The 18,161-nt window shown below is 44.8% G+C and carries 16 protein-coding genes and 3 tRNA genes; 12 read left to right on the top strand and 7 right to left on the bottom strand.

Translation table 11 applies throughout. The annotated features are described in order from the left end of the window. The first annotated feature begins 2 nt into the window (after nucleotides 1-2). Nucleotides 3-779: a spermidine synthase gene (locus tag C2758_RS05260; protein ID WP_251369272.1), complete on the top strand. Its 777-nt coding sequence runs from the start codon at nucleotides 3-5 to the stop codon at nucleotides 777-779. A 74-nt stretch (nucleotides 780-853) separates the two neighbouring features. Here C2758_RS05260 and C2758_RS05255 read toward each other — a convergent pair whose 3' ends face one another. Next, on the bottom strand, nucleotides 854-3,439 hold the full coding sequence (locus C2758_RS05255; protein WP_215329917.1) for a bifunctional aconitate hydratase 2/2-methylisocitrate dehydratase: 2,586 nt from the start codon (nucleotides 3,437-3,439) through the stop codon (nucleotides 854-856). Between the two features lie 388 nt (nucleotides 3,440-3,827). On the opposite strand from C2758_RS05255, the gene C2758_RS05250 reads away from it, so the two are divergent. From C2758_RS05250 to ftsB, 4 genes are read left to right on the top strand one after another with little or no spacing between them, the layout of a single operon-like run. After that, the gene (locus tag C2758_RS05250; RefSeq protein WP_215329916.1) at nucleotides 3,828-5,489 is read left to right on the top strand and encodes a CTP synthase; all 1,662 of its coding nucleotides are present in this window, start codon (nucleotides 3,828-3,830) and stop codon (nucleotides 5,487-5,489) included. 9 nt (nucleotides 5,490-5,498) lie between these two features. Further along, on the top strand, nucleotides 5,499-6,362 hold the full coding sequence (gene kdsA / locus C2758_RS05245; protein WP_215329915.1) for a 3-deoxy-8-phosphooctulonate synthase: 864 nt from the start codon (nucleotides 5,499-5,501) through the stop codon (nucleotides 6,360-6,362). Nucleotides 6,363-6,395: 33 nt separating this feature from the next. Next, nucleotides 6,396-7,682 (top strand): phosphopyruvate hydratase, encoded by a 1,287-nt coding sequence (gene eno / locus C2758_RS05240; RefSeq protein WP_215329914.1) that lies wholly within the window; start codon nucleotides 6,396-6,398, stop codon nucleotides 7,680-7,682. Nucleotides 7,683-7,700: 18 nt separating this feature from the next. Next, on the top strand, nucleotides 7,701-8,027 hold the full coding sequence (gene ftsB / locus C2758_RS05235; RefSeq protein ID WP_215329913.1) for a cell division protein FtsB: 327 nt from the start codon (nucleotides 7,701-7,703) through the stop codon (nucleotides 8,025-8,027). A gap of 50 nt (nucleotides 8,028-8,077) precedes the next feature. On the opposite strand, the gene C2758_RS05230 is transcribed toward ftsB, so the two are convergent. After that, nucleotides 8,078-9,043, bottom strand: coding sequence for an Hsp33 family molecular chaperone HslO (locus C2758_RS05230; RefSeq protein ID WP_215329912.1), 966 nt, complete (start codon nucleotides 9,041-9,043; stop codon nucleotides 8,078-8,080). Nucleotides 9,044-9,111: 68 nt separating this feature from the next. On the opposite strand from C2758_RS05230, the gene gltX reads away from it, so the two are divergent. From gltX to C2758_RS05210, 4 genes are all read left to right on the top strand, one after another. Next, a complete protein-coding gene (gltX, locus tag C2758_RS05225; RefSeq protein WP_215329911.1) occupies nucleotides 9,112-10,515 on the top strand; it encodes a glutamate--tRNA ligase in 1,404 nt (467 codons plus the stop codon). An 81-nt stretch (nucleotides 10,516-10,596) separates the two neighbouring features. Next, nucleotides 10,597-10,672: transfer RNA gene (locus tag C2758_RS05220), tRNA-Ala, on the top strand. 40 nt (nucleotides 10,673-10,712) lie between these two features. Further along, nucleotides 10,713-10,788 (top strand) — tRNA-Glu (locus tag C2758_RS05215). A 57-nt stretch (nucleotides 10,789-10,845) separates the two neighbouring features. Then, nucleotides 10,846-10,922, top strand: a tRNA-Asp gene (locus tag C2758_RS05210). A 141-nt stretch (nucleotides 10,923-11,063) separates the two neighbouring features. Here the strand turns inward: C2758_RS05210 and C2758_RS05205 are convergent. Continuing rightward, the gene (locus C2758_RS05205; RefSeq protein ID WP_215329910.1) at nucleotides 11,064-11,528 is read right to left on the bottom strand and encodes a DUF2147 domain-containing protein; all 465 of its coding nucleotides are present in this window, start codon (nucleotides 11,526-11,528) and stop codon (nucleotides 11,064-11,066) included. 64 nt (nucleotides 11,529-11,592) lie between these two features. Here C2758_RS05205 and C2758_RS05200 point away from each other — a divergent pair, with 64 nt between their 5' ends. Then, nucleotides 11,593-12,384: a MipA/OmpV family protein gene (locus C2758_RS05200; protein WP_215329909.1), complete on the top strand. Its 792-nt coding sequence runs from the start codon at nucleotides 11,593-11,595 to the stop codon at nucleotides 12,382-12,384. 1 nt (nucleotide 12,385) lies between these two features. Here the strand turns inward: C2758_RS05200 and C2758_RS05195 are convergent, their stop codons facing one another. Beyond that, nucleotides 12,386-13,258, bottom strand: a complete 873-nt coding sequence (locus tag C2758_RS05195) for a carboxylesterase (protein ID WP_215329908.1) — start codon at nucleotides 13,256-13,258, stop codon at nucleotides 12,386-12,388. Between the two features lie 40 nt (nucleotides 13,259-13,298). On the opposite strand from C2758_RS05195, the gene C2758_RS05190 reads away from it, so the two are divergent. Next, nucleotides 13,299-13,724 (top strand): DUF4118 domain-containing protein, encoded by a 426-nt coding sequence (locus tag C2758_RS05190; protein WP_215329907.1) that lies wholly within the window; start codon nucleotides 13,299-13,301, stop codon nucleotides 13,722-13,724. Between the two features lie 40 nt (nucleotides 13,725-13,764). Here the strand turns inward: C2758_RS05190 and C2758_RS05185 are convergent, their stop codons facing one another. The 3 genes from C2758_RS05185 to C2758_RS05175 form a co-directional block, all read right to left on the bottom strand. Next, on the bottom strand, nucleotides 13,765-14,589 hold the full coding sequence (locus tag C2758_RS05185; RefSeq protein ID WP_251369271.1) for a M48 family metallopeptidase: 825 nt from the start codon (nucleotides 14,587-14,589) through the stop codon (nucleotides 13,765-13,767). 34 nt (nucleotides 14,590-14,623) lie between these two features. Beyond that, a complete protein-coding gene (locus C2758_RS05180; RefSeq protein ID WP_215329905.1) occupies nucleotides 14,624-15,220 on the bottom strand; it encodes a hypothetical protein in 597 nt (198 codons plus the stop codon). Nucleotides 15,221-15,331: 111 nt separating this feature from the next. Next, nucleotides 15,332-16,237, bottom strand: coding sequence for a LysR family transcriptional regulator (locus tag C2758_RS05175; protein ID WP_215329904.1), 906 nt, complete (start codon nucleotides 16,235-16,237; stop codon nucleotides 15,332-15,334). Between the two features lie 128 nt (nucleotides 16,238-16,365). Here C2758_RS05175 and gcl point away from each other — a divergent pair, with 128 nt between their 5' ends. Then, complete coding sequence (gcl, locus tag C2758_RS05170; RefSeq protein WP_215329903.1) at nucleotides 16,366-18,156, top strand: glyoxylate carboligase; 1,791 nt, start codon at nucleotides 16,366-16,368, stop codon at nucleotides 18,154-18,156. Nucleotides 18,157-18,161: the final 5 nt, after the last annotated feature.

Genomic DNA, 18,161 nt, shown 5'->3' with positions numbered 1-18,161 from the left:
TAATGGCAGACATATCCATGGCTATGGAGCCAGTGACGTTTTCCGAGAGTGGTGGGGTTCGTTACTTGCATTTTGGTAGTGAGTTGATTCAAGGCGCCATGCGCATCCGCGACCCGGATGAGATTTATCTGGAATACAACCAGCAGATGATGGCCTGGTTATTGTTTCTAGAGACAAAGCCAGGTATGCGCATTGCTCAACTTGGCCTTGGCACCGGCGCTCTGACTAAGTTTGCGCATCGCTATTGTCCTGCGGTCAAAACCACCGTAGTTGAGCTCAATCCTGCTGTGATTGTTTCTGCTAGAAGTATGTTCTTCACGCCATCTGATGATAGGCGTCTTGAGACTCTTCAGGTTGATGCAAAAGCCTTTGTGAAGAATGCTAAATATCAAAATCACTATGATGCAGTCCAAGTCGACCTTTATGATGCAATATGTGATGGCCCATCTGCAAGTTCCTTAGACTTTTATAAGGGCTGTTTTGATATCCTGAGATCGCCAGGCGTATTAACGGTGAATTTATTCTCTCGCCATAAGAGTTTTAATATTAATCTCAATAACATTTGCGAAGCATTTGATAACCGAGTGCTCTTATTTCCAGAATCGCATGATTGCAATGTTGTTGCAATTGCCTTTAAAGGTCCACAACTCGATGTGGAGTGGAAAGAGGTTTCACAGCGCGCCAAGCTGATTATGCAAAAAACGGACTTACCAACCAATACCTGGGTATCTGGATTGAATCGTGAAAATGCGCATCAAGAAAATAAACTATTTATTTAAGGAAAGTTAAATAAGAAAAAAGGCGATCAACTGATCGCCTTTTTTGTTGTCCTAAGATTCAGGGAAGATATGACTCAAATTGTGACTGTGTCAGCAACATCGCTAAATGACTTAATCTTGTCGAAGTTCATATACTTATAAACTTCGCCAGCCTTAGCATTTAAGGACTCCACTTGCTCGAAATATTCTTTCGGAGTTGGCAGACGACCCAAGAGTGCAGCTACGGCTGAGAGCTCGGCTGAAGCTAAGTAAACTCGAGTATCAATACCTAAGCGATTCGGGAAATTACGGGTCGAAGTAGAAACTGCTGTCGAGCCTTTTCGGATCTGCGCCTGGTTACCCATGCAGAGTGAGCAACCCGGAGTTTCCATACGAGCACCAGTAGCTCCCAAAATGCCGTAATAACCTTCTTCAGTCAGAATCATCTGATCCATCTTAGTTGGTGGCGCAATCCAAAGACGTGTAGGCATATCCTTTTTGCCCTGAAGAACTTGACCAGCAGCGCGGAAGTGGCCGATGTTAGTCATACATGAACCAATAAATACCTCGTCGATTTTCTCGCCAGACACTTCGGATAAGAACTTCACATCATCTGGGTCGTTAGGGCAGGCTAAGATCGGCTCCTTAATCTCGTTCATATCGATTTCGATAATCTCAGCATAGTCTGCATCGGCATCTGCCTTAAGTAACTCAGGCTTAGCAATCCAGGCTTCCATTGCTTTGATGCGACGGCCTAAAGTACGCTTATCTTCGTAGCCATTGGCGATCATCCACTTCATTAAAGTGATGTTAGATCGCATGTATTCAATAATTGGCTCTTTATTTAATTGAACGGCGCAACCGCCAGCAGAACGTTCAGCTGAGGCGTCTGATAATTCAAATGCTTGCTCAACCTTCAGGTCAGGCAGACCTTCAATTTCTAAAATACGGCCAGAGAAAATATTTTTCTTGCCTTGCTTCTCAACTGTTAATAAACCTTTTTTGATTGCATACAAAGGAATTGCATTCACCATATCGCGCAAAGTAATGCCGGGTTGCATCTTGCCTTTAAAGCGTATCAATACAGACTCAGGCATATCCAAAGGCATTACGCCAGTAGCGGCAGCAAAAGCAACTAAGCCAGAGCCGGCTGGGAAGGAGATCCCGATGGGAAAGCGAGTATGGCTATCGCCACCAGTTCCACAAGTATCTGGCATGAGCAGACGATTTAACCAACTATGAATTACACCATCACCTGGGCGTAATGAAACACCGCCACGGTTAGTCATAAACGCTGGTAATTCATGATGAGTACGAATATCTACTGGCTTTGGATAAGCAGAGGTGTGACAGAAAGATTGCATGACTAAATCAGCGGAGAAGCCTAAGCAAGCAAGGTCTTTTAATTCATCACGGGTCATTGGACCAGTAGTGTCTTGCGAACCTACGGTAGTCATGTGTGGCTCACAATAAGTACCTGGGCGAACGCCTTGACCCTCAGGTAGGCCACACGCACGACCGACCATCTTCTGTGCCAAGCTAAAGCCTTTTTTGTTATCAGGTGGGCTAACTGGAATACGGAATTCTGTAGAGGCAGGTAAGCCCAGTGCTGCACGGGCTTTAGCAGTAAGGCCACGACCGACGATCAAAGGGATGCGTCCACCCGCACGAACTTCATCCAGGATGACTGGTGACTTCAATGAGAAGGAAGTAATTTCTTTGCCGTTTTTAAAGGCTTTACCTTCGTATGGACGTAGTTCAATTTCGTCGCCCATATTCATATCGGAAACATCGAGCTCTACTGGCAATGCTCCCGCGTCTTCCATCGTGTTAAAGAATATTGGGGCAATCTTGTTGCCCAAGCAAACACCGCCGAAGCGCTTGTTTGGAACGAAGGGAATATCTTTGCCGGTCCACCACAACACGGAGTTCGTTGCGGATTTACGTGAGGATCCAGTTCCCACTACGTCACCTACATAGGCGATTTGATTGCCTTTCTTCTGGAGGGCTTCAATTTGTTTCATCGGACCACGCACACCAACCTCGTCTGGCTCAATACCTGGACGTGGGTTTTTCAACATGATGGTTGCGTGCAATGGAATATCTGGACGGCTCCATGCATCAGGGGCAGGGGACAAATCATCCGTATTGGTTTCACCAGTCACTTTAAATACAGTGAGCTTCATACTTTCTGGAACAGCTGTGCGGCTTGTAAACCATTCAGCATCTGCCCAGCTTTGCATCACTGCCTTACCGTGCGCATTGCCTTTTTCTGCCAATTCCTGAACATCATGGAAGTAGTCAAACATCAATAAGGTCTTTTTCAATGCATTTGCTGCAGCTCCTGCGCACTCAGCATCCGAAAGCAACTCAACTAAAGGCTTAATGTTGTAACCACCTAGCATGGTACCCAAGAGCTCAGTTGCCTTAATGCGTGAAATCAAAGGAGACTTCTCTGTTCCTTTGGCGATGGCATCCAAAAACTCCGCTTTAACCTTCGCTGCCTCATCAACACCTGCGGGCACTCGATGAGTAATCAACTCAACTAATTCGGACTCTTTACCCTTTGGTGGATTTTTAAGCAAACCTACTAATTCAGCGGTCTGATCTTTAGAAAGGGGGAGGGCCGGAATTCCCAGGGCTGCGCGTTCAGCGACTTGAGCGTTGTAGGCTTCTAGCATCGTATTTCCTATTGGGTAAGAGTTATCAACAGTATGACTAAGCAGGGTTTGTCCCTTTGTGAGTCTATTGTAATTGCTAATTCATGTCTTATATAAGACTTAATCATCAAAAATATCCTTTATTGCTTAAAAATTAGGCAATTACCCATCAGCTTGGGTATTGGACTCAGCAATTGTGAGCTTAATGTCATGGAAAAAAGGCGATCTGATCAGATTAAAGAGATGTTAAAAGAGTCGCAAATCATTTCACATTACAAAAATACAAATCTAAAAAGTTGCTGCAGCCTAAATAAGCTCAATCAACACCCCTGATTAATTGGGCTTCTAAAGAATTTTTAATGACTCGGTCGCTGTCGTTATAATTGCCATTTCCAACAGAGCTTAAGCGATGACCAAATACGTTTTTGTCACTGGTGGTGTGGTTTCTTCTCTAGGGAAAGGAATCGCAGCTGCCTCGCTTGCCGCGATTCTCGAATCCCGCGGCCTGAAAGTCACCCTCCTAAAATTAGACCCTTATATCAACGTTGACCCAGGGACAATGAGCCCGCTTCAACATGGTGAAGTCTTTGTTACTGAAGATGGCGCTGAAACCGATCTCGATCTTGGGCACTACGAGCGCTTTGTTTCTGCAAAGATGCGTAAGAGCAATAACTTCACTACCGGACAGATCTACGAGTCTGTTATCAGTAAAGAACGGCGTGGCGAGTACCTTGGTAAAACTGTCCAGGTAATTCCACACATTACGAATGAGATACAGGCTTTTATAGAGCGGGGCGCTAAAGCAAGTCACGATGGTCAGGCTGATATTGCGATTTGTGAGATCGGTGGCACTGTTGGTGACATCGAGTCACTACCATTTTTAGAGGCCGCTCGACAAATGAGCATTCGTCTTCCAAGGCATAGCTGTGCCTTTATCCACCTTACTCTGGTGCCTTATCTGAGTAGTGCCGGTGAGTTAAAAACTAAGCCCACCCAACACTCCGTACAAAAATTACGTGAAATCGGCATCATGCCTACGGTACTGTTATGCCGCGCAGATCGTCCGATTCCAGCAGATGAACGCGCTAAGATTTCTCTTTTCTCCAATGTACGTGAAGAGGCAGTAATTTCAGTTTGGGATGTCGACACTATTTATAAGATTCCAGAGATGCTGCAAGCGCAAGGTATGGATGACTTGATTTGTCGCGAATTGGATATTGAGGCTAAACCTGCAGACTTATCAGTTTGGGCAAACTTGGTTTATGAGTTAGCCAACCCGCAACATGATGTCACTATTGGCATGGTTGGTAAGTATGTTGAGTTAACTGAATCTTATAAGTCATTGATCGAAGCTTTGCGTCATGCTGGAATTCATAATCACACTCGCGTCAACATCAACTACATTGATTCTGAAGTGATTGAAAAAGATGGTATCGATTGCCTGCAAAATTTAGATGCCATTTTGGTACCAGGTGGATTTGGTAAGCGCGGCACTGAAGGCAAGATTGCTGCCATTCGTTATGCCCGTGAAAATAATATCCCATACCTAGGTATTTGCTTGGGCATGCAATTGGCCGTGATCGAATTTGCTCGCCATGTTGCCAACATTGCTCAGGCTAATAGCACTGAGTTTGACCCGGAGACTGAAAATCCTGTGGTTGCATTAATTACTGAGTGGGTTGATCGCGAAGGTCGAGTTGAGAAGCGTAGCAATGAATCTGATCTGGGGGGAACCATGCGCCTTGGCTCACAACGTTGCCCCGTTAAGGCTGGAACTCTGGCTCATGAGATTTATGGTAATGAGGTCAATGAACGTCACCGTCATCGCTATGAGGTCAATAATATTTATGTTCCTCGTCTTGAGAAGTCTGGCCTCATTATTTCTGCTAGAACTCCAAATGAGTCTTTGCCTGAAATGATGGAATTGCCCAACTCTATGCATCCTTGGTTCTTTGGTGTGCAGTTCCATCCAGAGTTCACTTCAACTCCACGCGATGGGCACCCATTATTTTCTGCGTTTATAGAGGCGTCATTAGTTCATCAAGCCGCAACTCAAAAGCAAGCCGCCTAGGAGAAACGCATGAGCATATTTAAGTTATGTGGATTTGATGTTGGTTTAGACCATCGCTTCTTTTTGATTGCGGGTCCTTGCGTCATTGAGTCTGAGCAGTCCGCCTTGGATATCGCAGGTCAACTCAAAGAGATTACCGGTGCGCTTGGTATTCCATTCATCTATAAGTCTTCCTTTGATAAAGCCAATCGCTCCTCTGGAACTTCTTTCCGTGGCTTAGGTATGGAAAAGGGTTTGGAGATTCTGGCCCGTGTGAAGCGCGAGATCGGTGTGCCGGTCTTGACCGACATCCATGACATTAGTGAAATTGAGCCCGTATCTAAAGTAGTGGATGTGCTTCAAACGCCCGCTTTCTTGTGCAGGCAAACGGATTTCATACGCGCTTGCGCTCAAAGTGGCAAACCAGTGAATTTCAAGAAGGGGCAATTTTTATCTCCTCATGAAATGCTCAACGTGATCGATAAAGCACGTGCAGCAGCTAAAGAAGTCAATCTGCCAGATCAATTTATGGTTTGCGAGCGAGGCGCTTCATTTGGCTACAACAACTTAGTTTCTGATATGCGTAGTTTGGCTATTTTGCGTGAAGCAAAGGCGCCAGTCGTTTTTGATGCCACCCATTCAGTGCAGCTTCCTGGTGGTCAAGGCAATGCCAGTGGCGGCCAACGTGAATTTGTTCCTGTTCTAGCACGTGCTGCTGTTGCAGTAGGCATCAGCGGTCTATTTATGGAGACGCATCCAGATCCAGCTAAAGCACTTTCTGATGGCCCAAATGCCGTGCCCTTGAACCGCATGAAAGAATTACTTGAGTCTTTAGTAGCAGTTGACTCCGTTGTGAAGAAGCCTGGATCATTTTTAGAAGATAGCTTTAAGTAATACCCCATATTCATTTAATTTAGGAGAAGGTGCATGAGCGCCATTGTTGACATCATCGGTAGAGAAGTTTTAGATTCACGTGGTAACCCCACAGTGGAATGCGATGTATTGCTTGAATCGGGTGTGATGGGGCGAGCTGCAGTGCCTTCAGGCGCATCAACAGGCTCACGAGAAGCGATCGAGCTACGTGACGGAGATCAGGCGCGTTACTTAGGCAAGGGCGTTCTCAAGGCTGTGCAGAATATTAATATTGAGATTGCTGAATCCATCCTAGGTCTTGATGCAAGTGAACAAGCATTCCTTGATCACACCTTGATCGAACTAGATGGAACGCATAACAAAGCACGCTTGGGTGCTAATGCAACCTTGGCCGTTTCTATGGCCGTGGCACGCGCTGCTGCAGAAGAAGCTGGCTTGCCTTTGTATCGCTACTTTGGAGGATCAGGCGGTATGCAGTTGCCAGTCCCCATGATGAACATTGTCAATGGCGGTGCTCATGCAAATAATAGTCTTGATATTCAGGAATTTATGGTGATGCCAGTGGGGGCGCAAAGCTTCCGTGAAGCACTGCGCTGTGGCGCTGAAATCTTCCACGAATTAAAAAAGATTCTGGGTTCTCAAGGTATGCCAACAACTGTTGGCGATGAAGGTGGCTTTGCACCTAATTTCAAGAGCAATCAAGAGTGCTTGCAAACCGTTATGAAGGCAATTGAAGGTGCGGGTTATCAGGCTGGTGAAGATGTCCTACTGGCTTTAGATTGCGCTGCTAGTGAATTCTATAAAGACGGTAAGTACCACCTAGCAGGGGAAGGCTTGCAACTGACTTCAAGCGAATTCTCAGACTATCTTGGTAACTTAGCCGACCAATTCCCAATCGTATCGATTGAGGACGGTATGCATGAGAGCGACTGGGATGGATGGGCTGACATTACTCAAAAATTGGGCAAGAAGATTCAATTGGTTGGTGATGATCTCTTCGTTACTAATACTCGTATTCTTAAGGAAGGAATTGAGAAAGGTATTGCTAACTCCATCCTGATCAAGATTAATCAAATTGGCACTTTAACTGAGACCTTTGCTGCGATTGAAATGGCGAAGCGTGCTAATTACACGGCTGTCATTTCGCATCGCTCCGGTGAAACAGAAGACAACACCATTGCGGATATTGCTGTTGGTACGAATGCTGGCCAAATTAAGACCGGTTCTTTGTCGCGCTCTGACCGGATTGCCAAGTACAACCAGTTATTGCGCATAGAAGAGGATTTGGGTGATGTTGCTAGCTATCCAGGCAAATCTGTTTTCTATAACCTGAAACGCTAGTCACAAACTAGCTAGCTCATGCGCCTTGTCATCTACTCAATGCTGCTATTGCTAATTGCAATACAGTACCCACTTTGGCTGGGTAAGGGTGGATGGCTGAAGGTGTACGAGATGGAGAAGCAGCTTGAGTTGCAGCAGGCTAAAAATAGTCTGTTGAGTTTGCGTAATGCCAAACTCACTGGTGATGTGAAGGACTTAAAAGATGGTACCCGCGCGATTGAAGAGCGGGCTCGGGTAGAGCATGGCATGCTTAAAGAGGGTGAATTCTTTGTACAAATCCTACCAAGCGAAAAATCTGCCTCGAATGCTGCTGATGGCGTAAAGCCTACTGCAACGAAACAGTAACTAAGTAATAACTGAGCAATAGCTGAGCAATAACTGAGCCATAAAATTGCTTAATGCCCACTAGAGGGTGGTCTCGTAGCATCTGCCAATAAGTCTGTTTTAAAGACCTGCCTACAATCAACCGCATCAAAGCGATAGGCCTTTGCACAAAAATCGCACTCAGTTTCTACTGCCCCTTGCTCTGCAAGAATGCTTTCAACTTCTCCTTCACCTAACATCCTGAGAATATCGGCCACCTTGGTGCGTGAACAGCGGCAGCTAAAGCGAATAGGGCGAGGCGGGAAGCTTCGGACACCGCTTTCAGTGGACTCTTCCAGAAATAGCCGGCGAAGGATTGTGTCCGGTGAAAGCGTGAGTAACTCTTCATTGGTAATGGTTTCACCCAGCGTCTGAATTCTGGTCCAGCCTTCAGCGGCAAGTTGAGGATCGAGATGGGCATGACCCCCTGAATCTGGCAAGCGTTGCAACAGTAATCCACCGACATGGGTGTCATTGGATGCAAGCCAAATGCGAGTGTCCAATTGTTCTGAGTTTTGCATGTAAAGAGCAATCGCTTCGGCAGCGCTGGTAACAGGCTTGATAACAGTACCGCGGTGCTCTTGAAGCGCCACGATCCCTTGGTAGGGCGCTTGACCTGGTTGACGGTCAGATGGGTCTAGGGTGATTACTAGACGCCCAGTATTGTCGGCATCTAATAATTCTCCCAGAGTGGCGTTAGGATCAATGCTGGCGGGGACTACAGATAGCTTTACGGTAGCTCGCATGGTCAGGTCGGACTTGCACTCAACCACCAAAAGCTGAATGGGGCCTTTACTTTGAGCCTGAATAATCAGCGTCCCATCAAATTTGAGGCTGGCGCTCAACAGGGTCGCTGCACCCACAAAATCACCCAGGATTCGCCTGACTACAGGGGGGTCATTACGACGCTCTAATACTGCCTGCCAAGCACTGCTAATAGAAACAATCTCCCCGCGAACCGGGGCACCATCACATATAAATACAAGTAATTCGTTCATATGTGAAAGTATCCACTTTTTTGACGATCAGAGTGCCAAATAATCAAATCTAAAGCTGACCTGAGATAATGCTAATTATGCATATCAGAACACGTTTCGCCCCCAGTCCAACGGGCTTTATTCACTTGGGCAACCTTCGCAGCGCTTTATATCCCTGGGCTTTTGCACGCCATAATCAAGGCGACTTTATTTTACGGATTGAGGATACCGATGTAGAGCGCTCCACACAGGAAGCTGTCGACGTCATCATTGAAGGCATGGCCTGGCTTGGACTAGATTTAGACGAAGGTCCAATTTATCAAATGCAGCGTATTGATCGCTATCGTGCGGTTGTGAAGCAGATGCTCGATGCTGGTCTTGCTTACCCTTGCTACATGAGTGAAGAAGAACTCAATAAGCTACGTGATCAACAAATGGCCAATAAAGAAAAGCCGCGATATAACGGCCAATGGCGTCCTGAGCTGGGCAAAACTCTGCCATCTATACCCGAAGGTGTTCTGCCAGTAATCCGCTTCAAGAATCCCATCGGTGGATCTGTGATTTGGGAAGATGCTGTTAAGGGCAAGATCGAAATCAGTAATGATGAGTTGGATGATCTCGTGATTGCTCGTCCTGATGGCACGCCAACCTACAATTTCTGTGTTGTAGTGGATGACCTTGATATGAACATCACCCATGTGATTCGTGGTGATGACCATGTCAACAACACGCCACGCCAAATTAACATCATGAAAGCGCTTGGTGGCACACCACCGGTATACGCCCATTTACCAACGGTCCTAAATGACTCTGGTGAAAAAATGAGTAAGCGTAATGGCGCTATGAGCGTGCGCGATTATCAAAAAGCAGGCTATCTACCTGAAGCTATTTTGAATTACCTGGCAAGGCTAGGTTGGTCACATGGTGATGCAGAGATCTTCACTAAAGAGCAGTTTGTGAATTGGTTTGACTTAGGCAGTCTAGGTAGATCACCAGCACAACACAACCCTGAAAAATTACTCTGGTTAAACCATCAATATATTCAGAATGCAGATCCAAAAAAACTGGCAGATGCAACTAAGCCATTTGCACATGAGCTTGGCATCGATACAGAAAATGGCCCGGACTTTGTGCAAGTTGTTGCGCTACTAAAAGATCGCGCCAATACGCTGATTGAAATCGCCGAAGGAGCAAAGCTCTTCTATCTACCAGCACCTGCCCATAACAGCGAACAAATTGCAGAAAATATCCCAGCTGAAATCATTCCCGCTTTGAAGGATTTGATTGAAGCCATTCAATCTGCTGAACATACAAAAGCGGCTTATGGGTCAGCTTTTAAAGAAGTGCTAGCCAAGCATCAAATTAAAATGCCAGCATTAGCAATGCCTGTACGTTACGCTTTATTTGCCACCACACAGACGCCAGCCATTGATTCTGTCTTGTTAGTGATGGGTAAGAATGAGGCAGTAGCAAGGCTTTCCAAGGTGGTCTAAACCAGAACTTGCCTCCTCCTACAAAAATAGGATAAAATCTTGGATTGTTTTGAGTGTCTTGTAGGTTTTTAACGAGATTACGGGGGTATAGCTCAGCTGGGAGAGCGCTTGCATGGCATGCAAGAGGTCAGCGGTTCGATCCCGCTTATCTCCACCAAGCATTTAGAATGGCAGAATTAGTTTTAGTAGCAGTCCAGGTCCCCATCGTCTAGAGGCCTAGGACATCACCCTTTCACGGTGAGTACGGGGGTTCGAATCCCCCTGGGGACGCCAAAAATTTTGGCTAGTTGTGGGTAGTAAGAAGTGACACAAGTAGCAAGCGATGTAATTGGAGCGGTAGTTCAGTTGGTTAGAATATCGGCCTGTCACGCCGAGGGTCGCGGGTTCGAGTCCCGTCCGCTCCGCCAAGTAAGTTTAGAAAGCCCCTGCATCAGGGGCTTTTTTCATTTCTACTAAACCAATAATGAGCCTGATTTATGTTTATTCACCCAAAGTTACCCCATAGTAATTTGCGTACTGCGAAGTTTCTTTGATATTCGCAGTAAAGGTTAACGAATCCAAGTTTGGGTTCTGCCCAATAATGGAATGCCAATATACCCCCTGACATCCAATGTTTTGTCATTGACCATAGTGATTTTTACTTTATAAATCTCACCTTCTTCGGGATCTAAAATCTCTCCGCCCGACCAAACGCCTGGGCTAGATCTCTTAAGGCCCTTCATGATGATCATTCCAATAATGGGTTTGCCTTTTCGCTCATCTTTGCACAAGTTACAGTGAGTTACCAGTGTTTCGCCAGGAGTGGGAATTAACTCAGTAACAGTACCAATTAATTCACCATTTTTTTCATCCAGTCGAATTAATGAACTGGGTTGATTTGTTTTCTCATCAATCGTTTTCCAAATACCAAGTGCTGGGTCTGTTGATTGTGCATTGCTATAGCTTACAAAAAGAAGAGCGCTCAATACTATGTATTGGGCAAATTTTGTAATGATTTCTAATGGGTTAGTCATATTACTTCCATTGAGTGGTTTAGCTGCTGATACTGACGGTCCTCTTTCATGTTAGATTGTCGACATGATTAAACCTGTAAAACTAATTGCAAACTTGATATTACTTTGTTTTTTATCAATCGCTTCTTTGGCTTACGCTGCAAATAGCATGGATACTGATATTCCAAACGGAATTCCAGATCGTATTGTGGGTGATATCGGAGCTGCTGTGTACAGCACTAATCTAAACATCGGTAGCTCTGGCAGCCAATCAATGGCCTTACCCTATGGATTTTTTGACTACCAGCGCTTTGCCATGCGCATTGACCAGTTGGCCTTTAAAACTCTGCCTGTCGGGTTTGGATTTCTTGAAATCGTAGGTAAAGTCGATCCTGATTCCTACAAGGTCAAATCAACCATTAACGGTCAAACGATTAACAAAGGCTATCAGGTACCTATTGGCATTGGAACATTTCAAGATACACCTATTGGAGCATTCTTTTTGAATGCCTATCATGACTTTGGTCAATCGAAAGGCAATCTCCTTGAAGTTAATTATTTTGCAGAAATCGAATTGATTAGCAAAGTAGTCCTCTACCCGCAAGTAGGAATGGAACGTCAGTCGGGCTCTTTTGCGAACTACTACTATGGTGTTACTCCTGCGGAGGCTCAAATTACTGGGTATCGAGCATATTCAGCCTCTGCTTCAAATAACCCATTGGCAGGTTTTTTACTTGAAATACCAGTAGCAGATGATTGGTACATTAATTTATACGGAAAACGAAAATGGCTAGGTTCTGGAGTCAATAACAGTCCAGTCCTCACTCGTTCATTTCAGGATACGGTGTTTATGGCGCTTGCCTATCGTTTTAAATAGATTAATCAATGATGCGATCACGAATTATTAATTGTTTAGCATCGTTGCTGTATTCAACTATTGCCTTGCGCTTAAAAAATGATTCTTGAATGAATTCTACGGATTCGTTAACCACTATCTCACGTTCATTGTCTAAGGTGATGATGTGATAAGAGCCCCCAAGCCAAATAATCTTACAAGTTGAAGAGCTGATGCTCTTAGAGAGCCAATCAATGGTTGTTGGTGCAACTACATCATCATCAATAGAGCAAATAATTTTTATATCAGATCGAAAATCACCAAGTATTTTTTTTGCAAATTCAATCAGGCGTAAGGATTGATATAAATGTTTTGCTGAGAGAGAGGCTGATCCCACTTCTGTAGTTTCTTGCTCTAAGATTTGTTTTGCAACACGACGACGTACTTCAGGGTTACGCAAGCCGTAAGGTTGAGATTCTTTATAGTGCCAATTCGTGATGCCAAGTTTGAAGACAATACAAAGTAATGGGTAGTACCAAGGCACACTCCAACCATCAAAAGCAAAAACAGGGGAGAGGGCTACTACTGGTAGATTCTTTTGATAATCAGCCTCGTAGGCTATTGCTAGTGTTGCACCCATGCTCAAGCCAACTAAACACACTTGATCGTGGTTTTCAAGCAGTACATTGACTACCGCATCTAATTCAGAGAGCCAAATATCAAATGTGTCAAAGCCACTTTGAGCAGAGTAGCCATGAATTATGGGAATACAAGAGGTATGCCCTAATTTTTTGATTACTTTGGGGATCGATCCCAACTCCAACATGGAGCCCTGAAGGCCAGGCAGGAATACTACTGCCATACCTGAAGTTCCTAGGGTAAACTCCTCGAAAAGATCATTCACTTCATTGGACATGGTTTTAATTGGTAGTTAGCTTTAAGAGAGTGTAATCCAAATGCAAATAAAAAATTCACGGGCATGGACGCCTAATATTCCTTCTGTCTATGGATATGCATTGCTTGGAACCCTGGCTGCATTTTTTATGCGTTATCAATTCCATCCATTAATGCTTACCCAGTTCCCAATATTATTTTTTCTATTCAACACCACTATAATTGCTTACAAGTTTGGTTGGAAGCCAGCAGCTATGACCGCTATTATTGGAATGGCTTTGGCATATTATTTTTTTATACCGCCGTTTAATAGTTTCGAGTTACCCACCATGCTTGATATTCTGAATCTTTTTATTTATTCGGTCTTATTCTTTACGGTTATTTATTTGATTGAAAAATTGCAACGTGAGCGATATAGGGCTGTATTGATTGCTAGAGTATCTGATTCAAGAATGCAAATAATGGCTAAATTAAGTGCTAAAAAATAATTAACAGTTTTTTAGAAATCTTCTTAACTACTCAATCTTTTTAAAGCTTTTTCGTAGGTGGTGGTTTTGCTGCCACCTTATATAAAGGCTCAACTGCCGGCATGAGCGCAGTGAGTTGCTCGATTCGGGTTTCACCAGAAGGGTGGGTGGATAAGAATTCTGGAGAGCTTTTACCTTTGGTTGCCTTCAACATTTTTTGCCAAACGCTAATTGCACCCATAGGGTTGTATCCCGCTCTTGCTGCAAGCTCTAATCCAATAGCATCCGCTTCTGATTCATTCTCTCTGGAGTTAGGCAAAATAATTGCATATTGGGCAACCTGGTTTGCAGCACTCACTGCGGAACCATAAGGACCAGCTACTGCCATGGCAATATTGACCAATACATTTTGTACGACCGCTTGGGATACGCGCTCTCGACCATGCTCTCTTAAGGCATGAGCAATTTCATGGCCCATGATGGCTGCAATTTCATCATCATTTAAATTCAGCTGCTCAATAATTCCGGTGTAGAAAGTGATCTTTCCGCCGGGTGCACAGGTAGCATTCAGAACGGGTGCATCGATAAGTGTTAGCCGCCAATCCCATTGCTTGGTGTCATCTCTGAATGCCTCGGTCTGCGGGATTAACCTATTTGCAATGAACTTCAATCGATCATAGGCAGGGCCAGAAGTGACCAGTATATTTTTCTCTTTTGCTTTTTGATTCTGCTCGTTATAACTCACCGCAGAAAGACGATTGACCTCTTCAGAAGAAGCCATCATGAATTGGGATCGGTTAACGCCAACAGCTCCCGAGCGAGTTGTGTTGGCGCACGCCGATAGTAAAACGATGAACGCGAGGATCAGATAGATGCGAATGCTCAAATGAAATCCCTGCCAATACCTATTTCTTTTTAAATTACTTCTTCTTTGGAGGCGTAATCGATGCAGCCATCGCATCAAAGTAAATAACTCGAACCTGCTCACCAACATTAACATCTGCTAGCAACTGCGGGTTCTTTACGGTAACAACAGTGACCTTGCCGCTCGGGCCTTTAACCGAGACTAATTTCTTAGCGCGATCTACAGCCACGATATCAGCGATGATGGTCGTGGTGTTCGTAATGGTACGAGTTGGCTTTTCACCTGGTTTAGAGGCTACTTCTTGTGAGGTTTCCACTTTGCTACGAACACCATCACTCTTAGTCTTAATCAATTCAATGGCAACAGCCAGTTCATAGGTCACATTGAGTCGGTCACCTACTTTTATCTGATCAAAGCTCTTAATTTCAGGGCCAGCAATGAACTTGGATTCACCTTCATTATTTTTAAAGAAAATAGTGCGTGTTTTCTTATCAATCTTCGTAACAGTACCTTCATACAACTGGAAAATGTTATCGGTAACAGCTGCATCCACCACTACAGCATTAGCAGCAGGTGCTTGAGCCATTACCAGTGCTGGACTAGCCAACATTGTTGCCGCTACCAGGGTAATTTGGGCGATTTTAATTTTCATAACTTTCCTTAATATTAAGTATCTATAACGATATTAGCGTATTTCAGTTGCAAAAATCTGTTGGTAAGCCCACAGATGATTTGGGTGACGTTTCAGTTGTAAGCAATTGGTTTACAGTCGCTCCCACCAGTTTCCAGAGAAGTGGCATTGCAACCAGTCTATGCACTGACTTACCTTGCCCGGCACTAAACGAGGCGATGAGAATACAGCGTGGATTTCTTGGGAGGGCAGGCTCCAATCCGTCAATATCGGCTGTAAGGTGCCTTTATTAATCGAGTGATAAGCGACGTACCAAGGGATGGTAGCCAAGCCCATGTTCCCGATCGTTGCAGCGAGCAAAGCAGATAAGTTATTAGAGTACAGCGGGCCTTTAACAGGAATTGAGATTGTCCCCCCATCACCTCCACTAAAGTGCCAGCGGTGATTATCTTGAACTGAGCTATATATGAGGGCCTGATGTGATGCCAAATCTTCTGGATGACTCGGAGTGCCGTGCTGCCTTAGATAATCTGGGCTGGCTACCAAGACCCATGGATTTAAGCCTAAATAGCGTGAGCCAAGAGAAGAGTCTGCGAGGCGACCCATGCGGATCGCAAGATCAACACCACTTTCAACCAAATTAACAAATTGATCCTCAAGACTCAGGTGTATCTCAAGTTTTGGGTTCTGACTCATGAACTGAAGTACAAGCGGAGTCAATATACGGCGCCCAAAGGCAACAGAGGAGCTAATGATCAATTTACCCTGCGTCTCGCCTTGCAGTAGGGCGGCCAGATTATCTGCCTCCTCAAGCTCTCTAGAAATGATCTTGCATTTTTCATAGTAGATCTCACCAATTTCCGTTGGTGTGACCCCTCTTGTGCTGCGGTGCAATAAAAGGGAGCCGAGACGCTTTTCTAAAAAGGCGATGTGTTTGGTTGCGGTGGGCTGAGTAATGCCCAAGCTGGCTGCAGCCTTGCTAAATGAGCCAGTTTCTACGACTCGGACAAAAAGGGCTATTCCCTGAATACGATCCATTCTAGAATTCTAACTCGATTTTGTTGGGGTATTCCATTTTGGAATAGCACATATGATGCCGACTGGCATTCTCATTTCATCATTAAGTGTTGATGATGTATCCATTCTTAAACAGCAAGGGAAACATCATGGCCAAAATGAAAGCCGCAATGGCAGCAGTTCTTGTAATGGAAAAAGAAGGTATCACCACTGCATTTGGTGTTCCTGGAGCTGCTATTAATCCACTTTACGCACAATTACGCGAACGTCAATCAATCACACACATCCTAGCCCGACATGTTGAAGGCGCTTCACACATGGCTGAGGGTTACACAAGAGCTAAAGCAGGCAACATTGGTGTTTGTATCGGTACATCTGGCCCAGCCGGTACTGACATGATTACAGGACTGTATTCCGCAAGTGCTGACTCTATTCCTATTCTTTGTATTACTGGGCAAGCTCCTCGTGCCCGTCTCTACAAGGAAGATTTTCAGGCTGTTGATATCGAGACGATTTCTAAGCCAGTAACGAAGATGTCTGTAACAGTTCGTGAGCCTGGCTTAGTGCCACGCGTTTTCCAGCAGGCATTTCATGTGATGCGTTCAGGTCGTCCCGGCCCAGTATTGATCGACTTGCCGATTGATGTTCAATTAGCTGAAATTGAATTTGATATCGATACGTATGAGCCATTGCCGGTATACAAACCAGCGGCTAGCCGCAAGCAGATTGAAAAAGCGCTGGGAATGTTGATGTCTGCCAAAAAGCCATTAATTGTTGCTGGTGGCGGCATTATTAACGCTGATGCAGATGCACTATTAGTTGAGTTTGCAGAATTGACTGGTATTCCAGTGATCCCAACCCTGATGGGCTGGGGCACTATTCCGGATGATCATCCATTGATGGCTGGTATGGTTGGCCTTCAAACTTCACACCGTTATGGCAATGCAACTTTGTTAGCCAGTGATCTTGTTTTAGGTATCGGTAACCGCTGGGCTAACCGTCATACGGGATCAATCGATGTGTATTGCAAAGATCGTAAGTTTATTCACGTTGATATTGAGCCAACGCAAATTGGTCGCGTATTTAATCCCGACTACGGCATTGTTTCAGATGCAAAAGCGGCCTTAGAGTTATTTGTTGAAGTTGCCAAAGAATGGAAAGCAAAAGGCAAGTTATCTAACTACAGTGAGTGGGTTGAGCGTTGCCAAGAGCGTAAGAGCTTGATGCTACGTAAAACCAACTTTGATAATGTACCTATCAAGCCACAACGCGTCTATCAAGAGATGAATTCCGTATTCGGTCGTGATACCGTGTATGTATCTACTATTGGCCTATCGCAAATTGCTGGCGGACAATTCCTCCATGTCTATGGTGCTCGCCAATGGATTAACTGTGGTCAAGCGGGTCCCCTTGGCTGGACAATTCCGGCTGCATTAGGTGCATTGGCGTCCGATACAACAAAGACTGTAGTTGGACTTGCAGGTGATTACGACTTCCAATTCTTAATTGAGGAATTAGCAGTTGGCGCACAATTTAACTTGCCATTAGTAATGGTCTTAGTAAATAACAGTTACCTAGGTTTGATCCGTCAAGCACAGCGTGGTTTTGAGATGGATTACTGCGTGCAGCTAGCTTTTGACAATATCAATGTGGACGATCAAAACCTAAAGGGCTATGGAGTTGATCACGTTCAGGTCGTTGAAGGGCTTGGTTGCAAAGCTATCAGAGTCTCGGATCCCAATAAAATCAATGCTGCTTTGATTGAAGCGCAAAAGATGGCTAAAGAGCATCGAGTTCCTGTAGTAGTTGAGGTCATTCTGGAAAAGATCACCAACATTGCGATGGGTACAGAAATCAATAATGTGAATGAATTTGAGGATATTGATTGCCGTCATCCCGCTGGTACAGAGGGATTGGTTGCCGCTGGTCTTTTAGAGTAATCGCT

This window comes from Polynucleobacter sp. AP-Sving-400A-A2, from assembly GCF_018688155.1.
Taxonomy (GTDB): domain Bacteria; phylum Pseudomonadota; class Gammaproteobacteria; order Burkholderiales; family Burkholderiaceae; genus Polynucleobacter.
The sequence above is the reverse complement of the archived record's forward strand: the minus strand, read 5'-3'. Positions and strand labels throughout refer to the sequence as shown.

Bases quoted from the DNA above. Each gene is read 5' to 3' on its own strand.
- eno (WP_215329914.1), top strand. From the start codon at position 6,396: ATGAGCGCCATTGTTGACATCATCGGTAGAGAAGTTTTAGATTCACGT.
- gcl (WP_215329903.1), top strand. From the start codon at position 16,366: ATGGCCAAAATGAAAGCCGCAATGGCAGCAGTTCTTGTAATGGAAAAA.
- gltX (WP_215329911.1), top strand. From the start codon at position 9,112: ATGCTAATTATGCATATCAGAACACGTTTCGCCCCCAGTCCAACGGGC.
- C2758_RS05250 (WP_215329916.1), top strand. From the start codon at position 3,828: ATGACCAAATACGTTTTTGTCACTGGTGGTGTGGTTTCTTCTCTAGGG.
- C2758_RS05230 (WP_215329912.1), bottom strand. From the start codon at position 9,043: ATGAACGAATTACTTGTATTTATATGTGATGGTGCCCCGGTTCGCGGG.
- C2758_RS05180 (WP_215329905.1), bottom strand. From the start codon at position 15,220: ATGAAAATTAAAATCGCCCAAATTACCCTGGTAGCGGCAACAATGTTG.
- ftsB (WP_215329913.1), top strand. From the start codon at position 7,701: ATGCGCCTTGTCATCTACTCAATGCTGCTATTGCTAATTGCAATACAG.
- C2758_RS05255 (WP_215329917.1), bottom strand. From the start codon at position 3,439: ATGCTAGAAGCCTACAACGCTCAAGTCGCTGAACGCGCAGCCCTGGGA.
- kdsA (WP_215329915.1), top strand. From the start codon at position 5,499: ATGAGCATATTTAAGTTATGTGGATTTGATGTTGGTTTAGACCATCGC.
- C2758_RS05200 (WP_215329909.1), top strand. From the start codon at position 11,593: ATGATTAAACCTGTAAAACTAATTGCAAACTTGATATTACTTTGTTTT.
- C2758_RS05260 (WP_251369272.1), top strand. From the start codon at position 3: ATGGCAGACATATCCATGGCTATGGAGCCAGTGACGTTTTCCGAGAGT.
- C2758_RS05175 (WP_215329904.1), bottom strand. From the start codon at position 16,237: ATGGATCGTATTCAGGGAATAGCCCTTTTTGTCCGAGTCGTAGAAACT.
- C2758_RS05195 (WP_215329908.1), bottom strand. From the start codon at position 13,258: ATGTCCAATGAAGTGAATGATCTTTTCGAGGAGTTTACCCTAGGAACT.
- C2758_RS05190 (WP_215329907.1), top strand. From the start codon at position 13,299: ATGCAAATAAAAAATTCACGGGCATGGACGCCTAATATTCCTTCTGTC.
- C2758_RS05205 (WP_215329910.1), bottom strand. From the start codon at position 11,528: ATGACTAACCCATTAGAAATCATTACAAAATTTGCCCAATACATAGTA.